This window comes from Nocardiopsis alkaliphila YIM 80379, assembly GCF_000341005.1.
GTDB classification, from domain to species: domain Bacteria; phylum Actinomycetota; class Actinomycetes; order Streptosporangiales; family Streptosporangiaceae; genus Nocardiopsis; species Nocardiopsis alkaliphila.
Window position 1 is genome coordinate 15,745 of sequence record NZ_ANBD01000068.1, and the last position, 16,889, is coordinate 32,633.

A 16,889-nucleotide genomic window follows, 5' to 3' on the forward strand; every position below is an offset into this window, starting at 1 on the left:
GCGGGGCCTGGCCCCGCACCCCCGAACCCATGTCCCCGCCACACCCCATGCCACGTCCGTACCTCGTCCACGACGGACACCGACGGCGTTGTCCCATCCCCCCGTGCACGAGACGCCGCCCCGGACCCCACCGGCACGGCCGCCTCCCGCACGCCGTGCCTCCGTACATCCCAAGGAAGTGGCGCTCAAGAAAAGTACGTCCCCCGAGACCGACACCATCCCGCCCCGGCCCCTGATTGGCCCACCCGTGGAACCGGCGCACACCCACATACGCTCCGGACCACCACATCCCCCGACCGTCCAGCACCCACGGCCTCTGTCCCCTCTGGGCCGAACACCGCCTTCGAACGGAACGACCCATGTCCACCCGACCCACCCTGACCCTTCCCGCCGCCGCACTGGCGGCCGCCCTCACCCTCACCTCGTGCGCCGACGCCACCGGTGACGACGACGGCGCCTTCACCTACGGGCTTCTCTACCCACAGACCGGTTCCCTCGCCTTTCTCGGTCCCTCCCAGATCGCGGCCGTCGAATACGCGATCTCCGAGATCAACGACGCCGGCGGCATCCTGGGCACCGAAGTCCCCCCGCCCATCGAAGCCGACGAGGCCGGTGACAACGCCCAGGCCAACGAAGCCGCCAACACCCTCGTCAACAACAACGTCAACGCCGTCATCGGCGCCGCGGCCTCGGCCATGACCCAGGCCACCTACGACACCATCACCGGTTCCGAGATCGTCCAGTGCTCCGGAACCAACACCTCACCCGACCTCACCGACATCGACGACGGCGGATACTACTTCCGCACCGCGCCCAGCGACCTGCTCGCCGGTCCCGTCCTCGCCCGCCAGATCGTCGACGACGGCAACGAAAGCGTCGCCCTCATCGCCCGCGCCGACGACTACGGCACCGGCTACCTCCAGGCCGTCGAGAACGAACTCAACGCCCTGGGCGCCGAAGTCGCGCTCAGCGAGACCTACGACCCCGACAGCACCAACTTCGGCGCCGTCATCACCGGAGCCATCGAGATCGAGGCCGACGCCATAGCCCTCATCTCCTTTCAAGAAGGCACCCAGCTCATGGCCGCCCTCCTCGAAAGCAACATCCCGGGCGAGGACTTCTACCTCACCGACGGCCTCAACGACCCTGGTCTGGCCGAAACCGTGAGCGCCGACCGCCCCGGACTCATCGACGGCACCACCGGCGTCGCGCCCAGTGCCGACAACTCGAACTTCAACGAAGGTCTGCGCGAGTTCGCCCCGGACTTGGAGGTCTTCCAGTTCGCCCCCCAGGTCTTCGACTGCGTCACCGTCATCGCCCTGGCCGCCGAATCCGCCTCCTCGTCCCTTCCCGCCGACTACGTCTCGCACCTACCCGAGGTCAGTCGTCCCGACGGCACAGAATGCTTCTCCTTCGCCGAATGCCGCGACCTGCTCGCCGAGGGACAGAGCATCGACTACCAGGGCGCCAGCGGCGACATCGACTTCGACGACAACGGCGACCCCACCTCCGCCACCTTCGAGATCTTCCACTTCGGCCCCAACGGCTACGAAATCCTCGACTACGTCGACTACTCCGCCGAGCAGAACACCGACCAAGGCTGAGCACGCTCGGGTGAGCACGAAGAGGTGCCGCACCCCACACGAGGAACCCACACGACGACGAGGGGGCGAGACCCGGTTCCCCGGGCCTCGCCCCCCTTTCTACGCTCGAACCGACTCAGGCCTTGGCGAGCGTCCCCAGGTACAGCTCGATCACGTTCGGATCCTTCAACAAGTCCCGGCCCGTGCCCGTGTACGCGTTACGACCCTGGTCCAACACGTAGCCACGATCACAGATCTGCAGGCAACGCCGTGCGTTCTGTTCCACCATGATCACCGAGACACCCGTGGAGTTGACCTCCTTGACCCGCTGGAAGACCTCCTCCTGGTAGATCGGCGACAATCCGGCGGTCGGCTCGTCCAGCAGCAACACCGACGGATCCATCATCAGGGCCCGTCCCATCGCCACCATCTGACGCTCACCACCGGACAACGAACCCGCCTTGGCCCGACGCCGCTTCCCCAACAACGGGAACAGCTCCGAGACCACCGCGAACCGCTCACCGAACGTCCTCGGCCGCAGGAACGCCCCCATTTGGAGGTTCTCCTCGATCGTCAGGGAAGGGAACACGTTCCGCGTCTGCGGAACGTAACCCACGCCCCGCTCCACCAGATTGTGCGCCGCCAGACCCGCGATACTCACGCCCCGCAAAGTCAACGAACCCTCACGCACCGGGATCAGCCCGAAGATCGTCTTGATCAACGTCGACTTACCCGCACCGTTGGGACCGATGATCGCCACGACCTCACCTTCGGTGAGTGTCAGGGTGCATCCATTGAGGATGTTCACCCCCGGCACGTAACCGGCCACCATGTCCTTGGCCAACAGCAGGTAGTCCCCCGGACCACCCACCTCTACGGCACCGGCCCGCTCCAGGAGCTCCTCACGGTGCCCTTGGACGGCCGCGGCCTCCTCCGCCTCCACCGGAATCTCCTCCGGCTCCGGACGCAGCCCGCCGTTCTCCTCACTCATCGCCACTCTCCCCGGACTCGCCCTCGACCTCCTGGGCACCCAGGTAGGCATCGATCACCTGCTGGTCGGAACGGATGTCCGAAGGTCGACCCTCCGCGATCACCTGACCTTGGGCCAGCACCACGATCCAGTCACTGATCCCCATGATCACGTCCATGTCGTGCTCGACGAACAGGACCGTCTTGCCTTCGTCCCGCAACGACGTGATGTGCTGCAACAACGACTGCACCAACGCCGGGTTCACACCCGCCATCGGCTCGTCCAACATGATCATGCTCGGATCGGTCATCAGCGCACGCGCCATCTCCAGCAACTTGCGCTGACCACCCGACAACGAACCGGCCATGTCCTGACGCTTGTCGATGAGCTTGAACCGCTCCAACAGCTCCATGGCGCGCTCGGTGTTGGCCCGCTCCTGGGAACGCCACAACGGCCGCAGGAACGCGCCCGCCATCCGCTCACCCAACTGGCCCTGAGCGCCCAGCAACATGTTGTCGAGCACCGTCATCCGGGTCAGCGCCTTGGTCAACTGGAAGGTCCGCACCATTCCGGCCCGCGCCACCTGGTGGCCACGTCGGCCGTTGATCCGTTGCCCCTCGAAGGTCCACCGGCCCCCATCGACCCGGTCGAAACCGGTCAGCAGGTTGAAGAACGTCGACTTACCGGCACCGTTGGGACCGATCAGCGCCGTGATCGTCCCCCTCTGCACCTCCAGATGGTTCACGTCCACCGCGGTCAGGCCACCGAAGGAACGCTTCACGTCATCGGCCACCAGGATCGGATCCGACTTCGACGAACCCGGCTCGGGCAACGCGTCCGCCATCCGGTCGACATCGACCGCCGCGGAGGTGTCCACCTCGTCACTTGACATTGATCAGCATCTCCTTGCGGTCGCCGATGAGACCCTGAGGTCGGAAGACGATCAGCAACACCAGCATCAGGCCCGCGAAGGCCAACTGGATCGCACCATAGTCCGGTCCCGACAGGAAGGGCAGTAGACCCTCACGGCCCAGACCCTTCAAGAACCCGTCCGTGAAGCTCATCAGGAACCAGAACGCCATCGAACCCAGGACCGGACCGAACACACGGCCCGCGCCACCCAGCAGCAGGATCACCCATAGGAAGAACGTCACCTGCGGCTTGAATTGGTCCGGCTGGATCGCCCCTTGGTGCACCGCGAGCATCGCACCCGCCAACGCGCCGATCAGACCACCCAGCACCAGCGCCTGCATCTTGTAGGCGAACACGTTCTTGCCGAGGCTGCGCACCGCATCCTCGTCCTCACGGATGCCCTTGATCACACGCCCCCAAGGGCTGTGGATCAACAACCACGTGATCAGCAGGAACAGCGCGACCAGACCCCACGTCACCGTCATCAACCACATCTGGTTGCCGGTGAACGTGATCGCCCCGACCCCGTAACGCCCGCCCGCGTCGAACGGGTTCACCTCACGAAACCCCGACGACAGGTTCTGTAGACCGTACACACCCTTGGTCAACGGCTCGGCGAACCCCGCCCGGTACACCAGGCGCAGCACCTCCGCCGCCGCGATCGTCGTGATCGCCAGGTAGTCGGCGCGCAAGCGCAACGTCGGGATACCGAGCAGCAGCGCCAACACCACCGCACAACCCAGACCCACCAGGAAACCGACCGCCACCGGCAGATCGAACACCGCCACGCTGATGCCCACGCCATAGGCGCCCACCAGCATGAACCCGACCTGACCGAAGTTCAACAGGCCCGTGTAACCGAAGTGCAGGTTCAACCCCACGGCGGCCAGCGCGTAGATCGCCGCGATCGGACCGACCGCGGACCGGGCTGCCTCGGCGAGGATCATGAAAATATCCATCGTTACCTCTCCTAGCCGACCCGCTCACGCGAACCGAGCAGGCCCTGAGGCCTGAGCAGCAGCATGAGGATCATCAGGGCAAGAGCCCACGCGTTCATGAGCTGTGCGGGGAACCACAGGGTGGACAACATCGCCACCAGACCGACGGCCAGACCACCGACCATCGCACCGTAGGCCGTGCCCAAGCCACCGAGGATCACCGCGGCGAACATCAGCAGCAACAGACGGAAGCCCATCTCGTAGTCCACGACCTGGTTCAAACCGAAGAGCACACCACCCAGGGAGGCCAGACCACCACCGAGCAGCCACACGTACAACGTCACCCGGTCCACGTCGATACCCGACGACTCCGCCAGGTCCCGGTTGTCCGAGACCGCGCGCATCGCCTTACCGATGCGGGTGAACTGCAACAGGCACGCCACCAACACCAGGACCACCACGGCCACGGCGATGATCACCAGGTCACGCGGCGGCATCGACACCGGGCCGATGTGCACCAACTCCTGCACCTGGTAACCCGCGTAACGCGTCCGGTTCGCACCGAACAACACCAGGATCACGTGTCGCAGAACCAGCGCCACACCGATCGAGACGATGAACATCTGGATCAGGGCCACGTTGCGCTTACGCAACGGACGCCACAGGTAACGCTCCATCGTTCCGCCCAGCACCGCGCCCATGACCACCGCGATAGCGGCCGCCGCCCACAGCGGCACCCGCCAACCGATGTCGTCCCCGAGCACACCCAGCGCCGTAGCCAAGGCGATACCACCCAAGACCGACGACCACTGCAGGACGATCAGCGTCGTCCGGCCGAGCCTGCCCTCCATGAAGGCGCCCAACAGGATCGCCACACCCAGACCGGCGAAGATCGCCAGTAGGGAGTTGCCCATCCCGGCCGCGCCGCTACTGAAGAGCAACGCCATCATCGCACCGAAGGTGACCATGTCACCGTGCGAGAAGTTGATGATCTGCGTGGTCCCGAAGATCAGCGACAGACCGATCGCGGAGACCGCGATGACCAAGCCGAACAGCACACCCGCGGCGCTCAGCTGAACGAAACGTTCGCCGAAGCCACCACTGACGCCCTCGACCTCCACCGCCTCGTCGTCGGAGGGGGCCTCCTCGGCGTCGGTCGGGGTGGCCTCACCACCCTCCTCGGCGGCCTCCGTCTCGGCCTCCTCCTCAGCGGCGGCCCCGGCCTCGGTCAGAACCACGATCAGCATTCGCCGATCATTGCTCTCGACCTCGACCTCGGCCTCACCATCGACGAGGAGGGCCGTCTCTCGGACGGCGTACTCGCTGGGGACGGACTCCTGGTCCACCACTACGCGGTAGGTGCCCGGTTCGGGCAACTCCACTTCCCAAATTCCATCAGAGTCGGTCGTCACCGCTTCGATCTCGTCATCACCCTGGAAGACCGTGATCCCGATGCCCTCGACACCTTGATCCCGATCATCCGGCTGACCGATCTGACCGTGCAGCGACTCACCGCCCTGTTCGTCCGCCGTAGCCGCCGCCCCCGGGATCACCAGGAATGCGGTGATCAGGGCGAGCAACACGGTCACGAGGCGTGTGCGCACGCGCGCTCCTTGCGCATATGAGGTCCGTGACACCCGAACTGTGAACATTCAGGGGTCACTGTCCATTAGCTGTTCGGTGCGGCGAGTTTAGCCCGATTTAGGCTGGTCATTCAGCATAGCTAAAGCCACGTGACCCAACCGTCACCCCATTGTGCGCTAACGAGACCAAACCGGTATCAGATCCGAGTTGACCCTGAACAGGTGTCTAGGTTTTCCCGGCCACAATGATCTGATTTGTGAGTTCATCCCACTTTTGGTTACCGGATGACCACACCCGAGGCGACCCGGACACGCGAAGAGGGGCCGACGATGGATCGGCCCCTCTTCAGCTTCGCTAACGGTCGGTGATCAGCCCGACTGTCCGCCCAGTGTCTCGACGACGGTCTCGGCGACCTTGCGCATGGTCAGCCGACGATCCATGGAGTTCTTCTGGATCCATCGGAACGCCTCGGGTTCACTCATCCCGTGCCGGCTCTGCAACAGCCCTTTGGCCTGCTCCACCAGTTTGCGCGTCTCCAAGCGGTCCTGGAGTCCGCTGACCTCCGCCTCCAGCGCCGACAGTTCGGCGTAGCGGGAGGTCGCCATCTCGATCGCCGGCACCAGGTCCGCCTTACTGAAGGGCTTGACCAGATAGGCCATGGCACCGGCCTCTCGGGCCCGCTCCACCAGCTCACGCTGAGAAAAAGCGGTCAGGATCACGACCGGGGCGATGCGCTCCGCCGCGATCCGCTCGGCGGCCGTCAGGCCATCGAGCACCGGCATCTTGATGTCGGTGATCACCAGGTCGGGCCGGAGTTCCCGGGCAAGCCTGATGGCGGCCTCGCCATCACCGGCCTCCCCCACGACGGCGTAACCGTCCTCTTCGAGCATCTCCTTGAGATCCAGGCGGATCAGGGCCTCGTCTTCCGCGATCACCACACGGCTCTGCGTCCTCGTCACGTACACGAGGTTACAGAAATCAGCTAGTATGCTGTGCGTTGGCCCCGGCAATGCCGGTCAATCGTGACCCCACCGTTGATCGAGCAGCTCCACCCATGGAGGGACAGTCGGGCAAAACGGACAAATCAGCCGGAATGATGGAATGGCAGACATAGGGGACTCAAAATCCCCCGTCCTCACGGACGTGTGGGTTCGAATCCCACTTCCGGCACCGAACAACGAGAAGGGCCGCCGCGGCGGCCCTTCTCGTTGTTCAAAGCTCGCACGACCGAGGGATGTCCGAGGCGTGAGCGAACATACACCCTATGTATTCACGCGAGATCGTTGACGAAGCCCTGAAACCGCGTGCCCTCGGTTGGACCCGACAACGCATCGCCTCGACGTGCGGAGTATCCCAAAGAGCAGTCAGCCGTTGGCTCAACGAGACCCGACGTAACTCCAGGGCCGAGGCCGATCGGACCACCTACTGCCCCCGACGTTCGGATGGGGCCCTCCGTGAAGAGGCGTACGCCTATGTCCTGGGTACCTACTTGAGCGACGGCCACATCGTCGAGATCCGGCACAAGCCGGGCCTGCACACACTGTCCGTCTTCTACGACAAGAAATACCCGCAGCTGATCGCCTACTGCCAGGTCGCGATGGAGTCCGTCCTTCCGGTCAAGGCATGCAGGGTCAAGCGACCCGGTTGTATCGAGATCAAGAGCTACTCCAAGCACTGGACCTGTGTGTTCCCCCAACACGGCTCCGGGAAGAAGCATGAGCGGCCCATCCTCCTGCAACCTTGGCGGCAACGCATCGTGAAGGAGCATTCCGAAGCGCTGATACGAGGGCTCATGCACTCCGACGGCTGCCGAACCATCAACCGAACAGCCAAGAGGCGGCCCGATGGCGCGGTGGAGTACCACGAGTACCCGCGCTACCACTTCACCAACGTCTCGACCGACATCATCGGCGTCTTCACGCATGCCTTGGACCGGTTGGGAATCGCCTGGAGGGTCCACGTCGACAAGAGGGAGCCCCGCGGCAGGGACGCCCACATCGTGTCCATCTCCCGCAAGGACGCGGTCGCGGTGATGGAACGCGTCGTGGGGCCCAAGTACTGAGTCCGCCTACCTTGTGGCTCACAGGGTCCGCAGGTGGTCGCGCAGGGTACGGGCGACGCGCCCCAAGAGGGCTTCGGTCTCGGGCTGGTGACGGGCCGGAACGCGCGAGGCACTGAGAGCGGCGATGGCGTAGGCCTCGCCGCTCTTGTGTTCGACGACACCGATCTCGTGGCGGTGGTTGAGGACCGTGCCGGTCTTGGAGGCCCAGGTACTGGCGTCGGTGGTGAAGTCGGGGGCCAGGCGGTGACGGATGAGGTTGTCGGCCATGAGCTCGCGGACGCCTTGGGCGACCTCGGGGTGGATGTGGGTGGGTTTCCAAAGGGCCTGGAGGAGGTCGACGTGGGCCCGCGCGGAGCCGGAGTTGGCGAGGGTGACGTCGAGTTGGGGGATGTCGTGGCCTCGACCGTCGGTGCCCGCCTGGATGGCGAGGGTGTGGGCCAGGTGGGTTTCGTCGGGGTCGAGGCGTTCGGCGGGGGTGCGGTTGAGGTCGTGGATGCGGTGCCTGACGGTGATGCCGTGGATGTGGTGGTCCTTGAGGACGCGGGCGACGTGGGCGGGTGGGGTGAGGTCGAAGAGGGTGTCGGCCGCGGTGTTGTCGCTGAGGCAGGTGCTGAGGTGGAGGAGGTCTTCGATGGCGATGGTGATGGGGTGCCGGAATTTACTGATGCCGAAGGGGCCGGTGCCGGGTGGGCCGGTGTCGGTCTTGGTGGGGGTGACGCGCATGGGGGTGGCGCCGTCGAGTTCGCCTTGGTGAATGCGGTGGAGGGTGGCCAGGGCGAGGGGGACTTTGACCAGGGACGCGGTGGCGTATTCGGTGTCGGGGTCGATGCCGATCTCGTGGCCGGTGTGGAGGTCGCGAACGAGGAAGGAGGCGTGCAGGCCCGCCTCGTGGAGTTGGTCGCGAAGGTGGTGGGTGATCATGTGCGGGCTCCGAGGCAGCGGGCGATGTGGGTGTGCAGGTGAGTGTGGAGGGTGTGGGCGTGTTCTCCGATGGCGGTGTGGTCGCGGGTGGGTTGGATTTCACCGATGGGACGCCAATGGAGGTCGAGTGATTCGGCTTGGTCGGGGGTGCAGAGGAGGAGGTCGTCGTTGGTGAGGACTTCGGCGGTGGCGGTGGTGAGGCTACCGGCGAGGGTGATCTGGGTGGGGTGGAGTCCGAGCGCGTGGCCGGTGCGGGTGAGTGGGTCACGGATGTGGGGGGTGTCGTCTTCGGGTTGGATCCACACGCGTCGACGTGGGGTGGTGTCGGTGCGGCCGTTACGGAGTGTTTCGAGGTAGGTGATGGGGGCGCGGGGCGGTTCGTGGGTGGCCAGGCCCAGGGGTGCGGTCCAGTGGGCCTGGTCGGGTGGTGCGCAGACGAGGGCGGCGCGGACCTGGTGTGTATGGAGGAGGTGGGTGCGTTGGGCGGGTGGTGCGGGGTGGGGGTCGAGGTTGAGGTCGTGGTGGCGGGCGTGGGCGGTGAGGTGGGCGAGGTCGTGGGTGGTGCAGGTGGTGGGGACGGCGATGCGTAGCGGGGCCAGGCGTGCGGTGGCGGCGTCGTGTTCGAGGGTGTGGGCGAGTTCGATGAGGCGGCGGGCGGCGGGGAGGACGGCGTGTCCGAATTGGGTGAGGGTGGGGTGGCGTCCGGTGCGGTCGAAGAGGGGCGCGCCGAGGTGTTTTTCGAGGGCGGCGATGCGCCGGCTGGCGACGGGTTGGGGAATGTGGGCGGCTGCGGCGCCGTGGGTGAAGCTGCCGCGGTCGCTGACGTGAACGAAGGCGGTGCAGGCTCCTACGAGGTCCATGGGGTGAGGCTATGTCGAAAAGGCATGGGAGTGGCCGTTTTCGTCTTGGACGGCATGGGTGGTGGGGGGTGAGACTGCGGGTGCGGGCCGGTCGTGGTTCGTTCTCTCGAAGTCATGGAGGTTTTCGGTGAGGTTCGTGGTGCCTGGGTTCGTGGCGGCGGCGATGTTGGTGCCGTTGGTGGGGTGTGCTTCCTCGGAGGGAACGCCTCCCGAAGGCGCGGCCGTTGCGTCTTCGTCGGTGGAGGCGACGGAGTCCGTGGTGGACCTGTCGGTGGAGTTCGAGGCGTTGGAGGAGGAGTTCGACGCACGGCTCGGGGTGTACGCGGTGGATACGGGTTCGGGTGAGGTGGTCGCCTTCCGGGAAGATGAGCGATTCGCGCTCGCGTCGACGTTCAAGGCCTTGTTGGCGGGGGTGGTGTTGTCGGAGAACTCGTTGGAGGAGATGGAGCGGGTGGTGACCTTCGATGAGGAGGTGTTGGTGCCGCATTCCCCGGTGACGGAGCAGCATCTGGGGGTGGGGATGTCGTTGTTGGAGTTGTGTGACGCGACGGTGCGCTTCAGCGACAACGCGGCGGCGAACCTTTTGTTGGACGAGGTGGGCGGCCCTGAAGGGTTCACCGAGGCGTTGGGTGGGTTGACCGGGGATGAGGTGACGAACCTGGTGCGGTACGAGGTGGAGATGGCCGAGGGGGTGCCGGGGGACGAGCGGGACACGAGCACCGCCGAGGCGTTGGTGGGTTCCTTGGAGGAATTCACGCTCGGTGACGTGTTGCCCGAGGATCGTCGTGAGGTGTTGGTGGATTTGTTGGAGCGCAACACCACGGGGGACGCCCTGATTCGAGCGGGGGTCCCGGAGGGATGGGTCGTGGGTGACAAGACCGGCGCCGGTGGTTTCGGGACGCGCAACGACATCGGGGTGTTGTGGCCGCCGGAGGGGGGTCCGATCGTGTTGGCGGTGTTGTCGAGCCGGGATGAGTCCGGCGCGGAACACGATGACGCGTTGATCGCTCAGGCCACGGAGGTGGTGGTGGAGGCCCTGGACTGAGGTTCGGGGGTAGTCCGCCCGGAACCTTGGTAAACACCCGACCATTTCCACCACGAATAGGTCTTTTGTCACTTTATGACGGTGGAAGCGGGCTGAGCCGATCACATCACGGCCACAACCTGAGTACAACACGTGGGTTCGGTCGCTGCGCGGGCCCGGTGTCCCTGATCCTTGACTGAACAAGAACGTGCCCGAAGGGGTTTGTTTCGAGGAGAGGGGCATCGGGTGTTGACCGCGGTGGCCGGGGTGATCGGCGCGTTGGTGATCGGGTCCTGGGTCGTGGTGGCCTGGGGTTCCCGCCGGCGTCGGCCTTGGCTGTGGGCTCCGGTGGCCCTGCTCGCGGTCGTGTTGGTCGCCCTGGACCTGCCCGGGTGGTCGTTCCTTGCCCTGTTGGCCTTGGCGTCCGGTTCCTTCGCCGAATTGGTGTTGGGGTCGCGTGAACATCCCGCGATCCGGACCAGGTCACCGGATGCCCCGTTGAGCACCGAGCGATGGGCGGCGGCGGTGGCGGCCCCCTTCCGGGTGGCCTTGGCCGAACCGTGGGACGTGGTGGCGCGGCCGAGCCTGCGGCGCCGTTACCGGAGGATGATGGAGCGCCAGTGGTCGGTGGTGGATCGGGAGTCACTGCTGGCGACGGTGGACCGGTTGTTGGAGGAGCTGCACGGTGGGCCGAGCCTGGACCTGGCCGTTGATCTGCGCTCGGGTACGGCGCGGTCGCGTCTGCCCGAAGGCGGTGAGGACACCGGCGCGATGGTGCGGTTGTCCCCGGAACAGGTGATGCGGTTGCGTTCGGTCACGGGGGTGGCCGAGGGTGACAAGACGTTGATGATCGGCGCCTACCACTGGTGGAAGTCCGTACACGTCATCCGGTTGGTGTGCGGTGGGGCCTCGCTGGACTGGTTGAGTCCGGTGGAGACGCAGGCACTGTTGCGTCGGGTGGCTTCGGATTTGCAACGTCGTTATTCGTCCTGGGGGCAGTTGTCGTCGGCGTTCCACGCCGGTTACCTGTTGTGGCCGGACAAGGGGGTGGAGGGCGACGACGGAGATTCCTCGGATCGGGTGTGGGTGGCACTGGGGTTGTTGGACGAGGATCCACGTAGTCCCTGGAACCTGTTGCCGTGGGACATGCCGTTGGAGCGGGCATCGTTCGAGGGCGGAGTCTCTTCCGCCCAGGACTGAGGGCACTGGTCGGCCCGGAGCGCTCCGGCGTGGCTCATCCGCCGGGCTCCGGGCCGGACCTGATGTGGCTCCTGTGGTGGGGTCCTGTGCGTCAGGCGTTCAGAGCGACGGCGTCGCCGATGCGGTGGACGCGCAGGGAGTTGGTGGAGCCGGTGGTTCCGGGCGGGCTACCGGAGACGATGACGACCGTGTCGCCCTTGTTGTAGTCGCCGAGTCGGAGCAGTTCGCTCTCCACTTGGCGGACCATGTCGTCGGTGTTGTCCGCCCAGGGAACCAGGTTGCTCTCGACACCCCAGGTGAGGGAGAGACGTCCGCGGGTGCCGGCTTCGGTGGTGAAGGCCAGCAGCGGGATGGGTGAACGGTAACGGGCCAGCCGGCGGGCGGTCTCACCGGACATGGTGAAGGCGACCAGGGCCTTGGCTCCGACCGTGGCGCCGATCTCGGCGGCGGCGCGGGCGATGGCTCCACCGGTGGTCTCGGGCACCCGGTCGAGGATGTGCGAGGCGCGCAGGGATTCCTGTTCGGCGGCGCCGATGATGCGCGCCATGGTCTCGACGGTCTCGACGGGATAGTCGCCGATACTGGTCTCCCCGGAGAGCATGACGGCGTCGGCGCCGTCGAGGACGGCGTTGGCGACGTCGGAGGCCTCAGCGCGGGTAGGGCGGGGCGCGCTGATCATGGATTCGAGCATCTGGGTGGCGACGATGACCGGTTTGGCCTTGTCGCGGCAGCGTTCGACGGCGCGTTTTTGCACCATGGGGACGTTTTCCAGGGGCAGTTCGACGCCGAGGTCGCCGCGGGCGACCATGACGGCGTCGAAGACCTCGATGATGTCCTGGAGTCGTTCGACCGCCTGGGGTTTTTCGATCTTGGCGATGAGGGGGACGGTGACGCCCTCATCATCCATGATGCGGTGGCACTCTTCGGCGTCGGCGGGGCTGCGGACGAAGGAGAGGGCGACCATGTCGACACCTTGGCGCAAAGACCAGCGGAGGTCTTCCTCGTCCTTTTCGGTGAGCGCGGGAACGCTGACCGCGACACCGGGGAGGTTGAGTCCCTTGTGGTTGGAGACGGGACCACCGAAGACGACGCGGGTGTGGACGTCCGTGCTGGTGGTCTTGGTGCATTCCAAGACGACGCGGCCGTCGTCGATGAGGACGCGGTCCCCGGGGCGGACGTCACCGGGGAGCCCCTTGTAGGTGGTGGAGACGCCGTTCTGGTCTCCGGGGGTGTCTTCGGTGGTGATGGTGAACTCGTCTCCGGCGGCGAGTTCGATGGGACCCCCGGGGAAGGTGCCGACGCGGATCTTGGGCCCCTGGAGGTCGGCGAGGACACCGACGGCGCGGTCGGCGTCCTTGGCGGCCTGCCTGAGGTTGGTCAGGCTCGCGTGGTGGTCGTCGTGGGTTCCGTGGCTGAGGTTGATGCGGGCGACGTCCAGGCCGGCTTCCACGAGGCGTCGGAGGGTTTCCGGGCTCGAGGTGGCGGGGCCTAGGGTCGCGACGATTTTTGCTCGACGTGTCACGAGTATCACTCTAGAGCGTTCGTGGGATGGAGTGGTCTAAACCAGGTTGCGAATGGACGTATGAGAGGTGGAGTGGGAGCGAATTCGGTCACCCTTCGTGAGGAGTTCGGGAGGAATCGGAGTCGCTATCGTATGGGCGTTTCGTCGATGGATCGAGGGGGTCGTGGTGTTCGAGCGTGGCGCGGTGGTGGCGGCTCTGTCGGATGAGGTGGCGGTGTTGGCGGAGGTGTTGTCGGGAGTTTCGGAACAGGACGTGGTCCGCCCCACGCGGTGCGCGCCGTGGGACGTGGCGGCCTTGGCGGTGCACACGGTGGGCGCGTTGCATCGGGTGATGGTGGCTTTGGAGGAGGAACCGCCGGAGCCGGGACGTGAGCCGGTGTCGGCGGTGGAGTACTACGCGCCGGACGTGCGGTTCTCGGTGCCGGTGAACGAGGACCGGATACGAAGTGCGATGCGGGCGGCGGAGCGGCGTGCGGACGCGCGGGAGGCGGGGCGGGTGCTGCGTCGGACGTGGCGGGCCCTGGAGCCGCGTCTGGAGCGAGAGCCGAAGGACCGGATGGTGATGACCCGACATGGTGATTCGATGTCGTTGACGGATTTCCTGGTGACCCGGGTGGTGGAGTCGGTGTTGCACGGGTTGGATCTGGCGGACGCGTTGGGGCGGGAGCCGTGGGCGTCCGAGCGGGGTGCGGCTCTGGTGTGGGAGGTGTTGTTCGGCGCGGCCGACCGGGAGACTTTGGAGAGGGTGCTACCGGGCGCTTCGGGGGGTGGCGCGGGTGCGTTGGCGGCCGTGCGGGTGGTGACGGGTCGTGCACCGGTGCGGGTGGGGCGTGAGGTGTTGGAGGGTGTGGGGGTGCGGGCTCTGGCTTTGGGGTGAGGCGGCGCTCCGCGCTGGGAGGCCATGGTTCGGTGCCCCACGAGTAGGTGCTCGGGGCGCTGCGTGTGGCCGTCAAGAGGTCCGACGTGGCCGAGGCAGGTCGGGTGCCAGGCGACCGTATACGCGCAGGATGCGTAGGCGTTGGATGGTGCGCATGCCTTCGCGCTCGATGGTGGCGGCGGTGTCCCAGTGGTCCCAGTGAGCGTCCCATCCTCCGTCGGGGCGTTGTTGCCGTTCGAAGGCTTCCAGGTTGCGTTCGATCTCGGCGTCGGTGAACAGTGGTCGGGCGATGTGATCGGGATTACAGGCCAGGTCCAGTGGTGTGTGGACGTGTCCGGTGGCGCGCGGGTGTACGTCGATGACCGCGCGGATCATGGTGGACAGACGTTTCATGGTGGCCGTGGCTCGGACTCGATCGGGTACGTGTTGCAGGAAGGAACAGATGCCGATGGCTTCGTGCGGGTCGGTCCACTGGAGTGCGTCGATGTGTTTCCAGCAGTAGGCGGTGGCGTGGTCGCGCCAGGGGTGGCTGATGTTGTTCTTGTACAGCAGCCCGGTGATCATCGTGGTGATGTCCAGGGCGCTGGAGAAGTCATCGGTCTCTTGGTACCAGGGGGCGGCTTCGGTGTGGCGGACGTTGGGCAGCACGTGCGGTAGGCCGCCGTCGTCGTTGCTGACGCTGCTGAGGTAGCGGCAGGTCTGGTGGGCCAGGTCCGCGGGAATGGTGCCGAGTTCGTCGAGGTAGCGCAGGGCGAGTTCGGTGGCGACGGGTTGGCTTGAGCCGCCCCGCAGGTCAGGGTCGAGGGCGTTGCCGTATCCGCCGTCGAGGTTGCGGTAGGCGGCCAGGGCCGTGTGGACGGGGCCGGCGGTTCGGGTCTGGAAGTGGTAGGCGAAGCGGTGCCGGTCGATGAGCCGGGCACCGCGCATGATGAAGTGTTCGGCTGCGCGATAGGAGTCCCAGGTCATAACGGTCATGCTTCGACGGTAGGAGGAGTACGACCCGCCGGTGAAGGGTGTGGGCCGGATCCATTCGGGATCTTTACGTCTGGTTCTCTGGGTCCTTGCGCTTGCGGCGTAGGTGGAGGTAGAGCAGTCCGAGCCAAGAGACGGCGATGCTGAGGGCGACCAAGAGCCGGACGGTGACGAGGTGTTCGGCGGGGTAGATGACGCCGGTCAGGTAGTGATCGATGAATCCCGCGGGTGGAAGTCCGGCTTGGCCGGCCTGCTCGCGTCCCCAGTTCTCGACGTGGGTCAAAGGGCAGGCCCAACCGATGACGGTGATGCCGAGGGAGTAGAGGGCGCAGGCCAGGTGTGGCCAAAAGAGGACGGGCCAACGCCAGGCGATGTATCCGCCGATGACGAGGTAGATGAGGAAGGCCATGTGCAGGATCATGGCCCCTTCTCCGATCACCCGGTAGATCATGGGCTCAGCCTAGATGTGGGTCGGGCGCGGAGGGTAGCCCCCCGCGCCCGGGCGTGTGTCCTGCGGAGCGCTCCGCTCAGACGAGTGGGCGTTCGGTGGGTGGGATGGCGACCGGCAGGACGGTGTCCTGGGTGAGGTAGCGGTCGACGCCGGCGGCGGCCGAGCGGCCTTCGGCGATGGCCCACACGATGAGTGACTGCCCCCGGCCCATGTCACCGGCGCAGAAGACGCCGTCGACGCTGGTCCGGTAGTCGTCGTCGCGGACGACGTTGCCACGACCGTCGAGGTCGACGCCGAGGTCGTCGATCATGCCCTTCTTCTCGGGACCGACGAAGCCCATGGCGAGGGTGACCAGGTCCGCGGGGATCTCGCGTTCGGTGCCCTGGACCGGTTCGAAGCCCTTGTCGGTGCGTTCGACGTCGACGAGCTTGAGAGCGCGTACGTGGCCGTTCTCATCACCGAGGAATTCGACGGTGTTGACGGAGTAGATCCGCTTGCCGCCCTCTTCGTGTGCGCTGGTGACCTTGTACAGCATGGGCATGGTGGGCCAAGGCTGGTGGTCGGGCCGCTTCAGCGGGGGCTTGGGCATGATCTCCAACTGGGTGACGCTCTTGGCGCCTTGGCGGTGGGCGGTGCCGACACAGTCGGCGCCGGTGTCACCACCGCCGATGACGACGACGTGCTTGCCCTCGGCGTGCAGGGGTGCGCGGTCGAAGTCGCCTTCTTGGACCTTGTTGGCCAGGGGCAGGTATTCCATGGCCTGGTGGATGCCGTCGAGTTCGCGGCCCTTGGCGGGTAGGTCGCGCCATTGGGTGGCCCCGCCGGTGAGGACGATGGCGTCGTTGTCGGCGCGGAGTCGTTCGACGGTGATGTCGACGCCGATGTTCACCCCGGTGCGGAAGGTGGTGCCTTCGGCCTTCATCTGGGCGAGGCGGCGCTCGATGTGCCGCTTCTCCATCTTGAACTCGGGGATGCCGTAGCGCAGGAGGCCGCCGATGCGATCGGCTCCCTCG

Annotated in this window: 16 protein-coding genes and 1 tRNA gene; 6 read left to right on the top strand and 11 right to left on the bottom strand. The window is 66.1% G+C overall.

The genetic code is table 11. The features are described from left to right. Window positions 1–359 precede the first annotated feature (359 nt). Complete coding sequence (locus tag D472_RS0110565; RefSeq protein WP_017604454.1) at window positions 360–1,604, top strand: ABC transporter substrate-binding protein; 1,245 nt, start codon at window positions 360–362, stop codon at window positions 1,602–1,604. A 115-nt stretch (window positions 1,605–1,719) separates the two neighbouring features. Here the strand turns inward: D472_RS0110565 and D472_RS0110570 are convergent, their stop codons facing one another. The 5 genes from D472_RS0110570 to D472_RS0110590 form a co-directional block, all read right to left on the bottom strand. Continuing rightward, on the bottom strand, window positions 1,720–2,574 hold the full coding sequence (locus tag D472_RS0110570; protein ID WP_017604455.1) for an ABC transporter ATP-binding protein: 855 nt from the start codon (window positions 2,572–2,574) through the stop codon (window positions 1,720–1,722). Next, window positions 2,567–3,445, bottom strand: coding sequence for an ABC transporter ATP-binding protein (locus D472_RS0110575; RefSeq protein ID WP_017604456.1), 879 nt, complete (start codon window positions 3,443–3,445; stop codon window positions 2,567–2,569). The genes D472_RS0110570 and D472_RS0110575 overlap by 8 nt, the downstream gene beginning before the upstream one ends. After that, a complete protein-coding gene (locus tag D472_RS0110580) occupies window positions 3,435–4,424 on the bottom strand; it encodes a branched-chain amino acid ABC transporter permease (RefSeq protein WP_026117562.1) in 990 nt (329 codons plus the stop codon). The genes D472_RS0110575 and D472_RS0110580 overlap by 11 nt, the downstream gene beginning before the upstream one ends. An 11-nt stretch (window positions 4,425–4,435) precedes the next feature. After that, window positions 4,436–6,007, bottom strand: a complete 1,572-nt coding sequence (locus D472_RS0110585) for a branched-chain amino acid ABC transporter permease (protein WP_017604458.1) — start codon at window positions 6,005–6,007, stop codon at window positions 4,436–4,438. Between the two features lie 348 nt (window positions 6,008–6,355). Further along, the gene (locus D472_RS0110590) at window positions 6,356–6,925 is read right to left on the bottom strand and encodes an ANTAR domain-containing response regulator (protein WP_017604459.1); all 570 of its coding nucleotides are present in this window, start codon (window positions 6,923–6,925) and stop codon (window positions 6,356–6,358) included. A 149-nt stretch (window positions 6,926–7,074) separates the two neighbouring features. Between D472_RS0110590 and D472_RS0110595 the strand changes: the two genes are divergently transcribed. Together D472_RS0110595 and D472_RS0110600 are read left to right on the top strand one after the other, a co-directional pair. After that, window positions 7,075–7,157, top strand: a tRNA-Leu gene (locus tag D472_RS0110595). A gap of 94 nt (window positions 7,158–7,251) precedes the next feature. After that, window positions 7,252–8,049, top strand: a complete 798-nt coding sequence (locus D472_RS0110600; protein WP_017604460.1) for an LAGLIDADG family homing endonuclease — start codon at window positions 7,252–7,254, stop codon at window positions 8,047–8,049. Window positions 8,050–8,067: 18 nt separating this feature from the next. Here D472_RS0110600 and D472_RS0110605 read toward each other — a convergent pair whose 3' ends face one another. Next, window positions 8,068–8,970: a serine hydrolase gene (locus tag D472_RS0110605; RefSeq protein WP_017604461.1), complete on the bottom strand. Its 903-nt coding sequence runs from the start codon at window positions 8,968–8,970 to the stop codon at window positions 8,068–8,070. Further along, window positions 8,967–9,830 (bottom strand): LysR family transcriptional regulator, encoded by an 864-nt coding sequence (locus D472_RS0110610; RefSeq protein ID WP_017604462.1) that lies wholly within the window; start codon window positions 9,828–9,830, stop codon window positions 8,967–8,969. The genes D472_RS0110605 and D472_RS0110610 overlap by 4 nt, the downstream gene beginning before the upstream one ends. A gap of 163 nt (window positions 9,831–9,993) precedes the next feature. Here D472_RS0110610 and bla point away from each other — a divergent pair, with 163 nt between their 5' ends. Continuing rightward, on the top strand, window positions 9,994–10,875 hold the full coding sequence (bla, locus tag D472_RS0110615) for a class A beta-lactamase (RefSeq protein WP_033303581.1): 882 nt from the start codon (window positions 9,994–9,996) through the stop codon (window positions 10,873–10,875). Between the two features lie 225 nt (window positions 10,876–11,100). Then, window positions 11,101–12,054 (top strand): DUF1266 domain-containing protein, encoded by a 954-nt coding sequence (locus D472_RS0110620; RefSeq protein ID WP_017604464.1) that lies wholly within the window; start codon window positions 11,101–11,103, stop codon window positions 12,052–12,054. Between the two features lie 91 nt (window positions 12,055–12,145). Here D472_RS0110620 and pyk read toward each other — a convergent pair whose 3' ends face one another. Next, entirely contained in the window at window positions 12,146–13,576 is a 1,431-nt protein-coding gene (gene pyk / locus D472_RS0110625) for a pyruvate kinase (protein WP_026117563.1), read from the bottom strand. A gap of 166 nt (window positions 13,577–13,742) precedes the next feature. Here pyk and D472_RS0110630 point away from each other — a divergent pair, with 166 nt between their 5' ends. Further along, on the top strand, window positions 13,743–14,453 hold the full coding sequence (locus D472_RS0110630; RefSeq protein ID WP_026117564.1) for a maleylpyruvate isomerase N-terminal domain-containing protein: 711 nt from the start codon (window positions 13,743–13,745) through the stop codon (window positions 14,451–14,453). A gap of 72 nt (window positions 14,454–14,525) precedes the next feature. On the opposite strand, the gene D472_RS0110635 is transcribed toward D472_RS0110630, so the two are convergent. The 3 genes from D472_RS0110635 to D472_RS0110645 all read right to left on the bottom strand — a co-directional run. After that, window positions 14,526–15,419, bottom strand: a complete 894-nt coding sequence (locus tag D472_RS0110635) for a hypothetical protein (protein WP_017604467.1) — start codon at window positions 15,417–15,419, stop codon at window positions 14,526–14,528. 73 nt (window positions 15,420–15,492) lie between these two features. Beyond that, complete coding sequence (locus D472_RS0110640; RefSeq protein WP_026117565.1) at window positions 15,493–15,876, bottom strand: DUF2784 domain-containing protein; 384 nt, start codon at window positions 15,874–15,876, stop codon at window positions 15,493–15,495. A 76-nt stretch (window positions 15,877–15,952) separates the two neighbouring features. After that, window positions 15,953–16,889 (bottom strand): glutamate synthase subunit beta (locus D472_RS0110645; RefSeq protein WP_017604469.1); only part of this gene is annotated, 937 nt, incomplete at its 5' end.

What these genes read in the sequence shown, in the direction of transcription:
- D472_RS0110635 (WP_017604467.1), bottom strand. Translation starts at nt 15,419, where the DNA reads ATGACCTGGGACTCCTATCGCGCAGCCGAACACTTCATCATGCGCGGT.
- D472_RS0110575 (WP_017604456.1), bottom strand. Translation starts at nt 3,445, where the DNA reads ATGTCAAGTGACGAGGTGGACACCTCCGCGGCGGTCGATGTCGACCGG.
- D472_RS0110610 (WP_017604462.1), bottom strand. Translation starts at nt 9,830, where the DNA reads ATGGACCTCGTAGGAGCCTGCACCGCCTTCGTTCACGTCAGCGACCGC.
- D472_RS0110565 (WP_017604454.1), top strand. Translation starts at nt 360, where the DNA reads ATGTCCACCCGACCCACCCTGACCCTTCCCGCCGCCGCACTGGCGGCC.
- D472_RS0110580 (WP_026117562.1), bottom strand. Translation starts at nt 4,424, where the DNA reads ATGGATATTTTCATGATCCTCGCCGAGGCAGCCCGGTCCGCGGTCGGT.
- D472_RS0110600 (WP_017604460.1), top strand. Translation starts at nt 7,252, where the DNA reads ATGTATTCACGCGAGATCGTTGACGAAGCCCTGAAACCGCGTGCCCTC.
- D472_RS0110605 (WP_017604461.1), bottom strand. Translation starts at nt 8,970, where the DNA reads ATGATCACCCACCACCTTCGCGACCAACTCCACGAGGCGGGCCTGCAC.
- D472_RS0110640 (WP_026117565.1), bottom strand. Translation starts at nt 15,876, where the DNA reads ATGATCTACCGGGTGATCGGAGAAGGGGCCATGATCCTGCACATGGCC.
- D472_RS0110570 (WP_017604455.1), bottom strand. Translation starts at nt 2,574, where the DNA reads ATGAGTGAGGAGAACGGCGGGCTGCGTCCGGAGCCGGAGGAGATTCCG.
- bla (WP_033303581.1), top strand. Translation starts at nt 9,994, where the DNA reads ATGTTGGTGCCGTTGGTGGGGTGTGCTTCCTCGGAGGGAACGCCTCCC.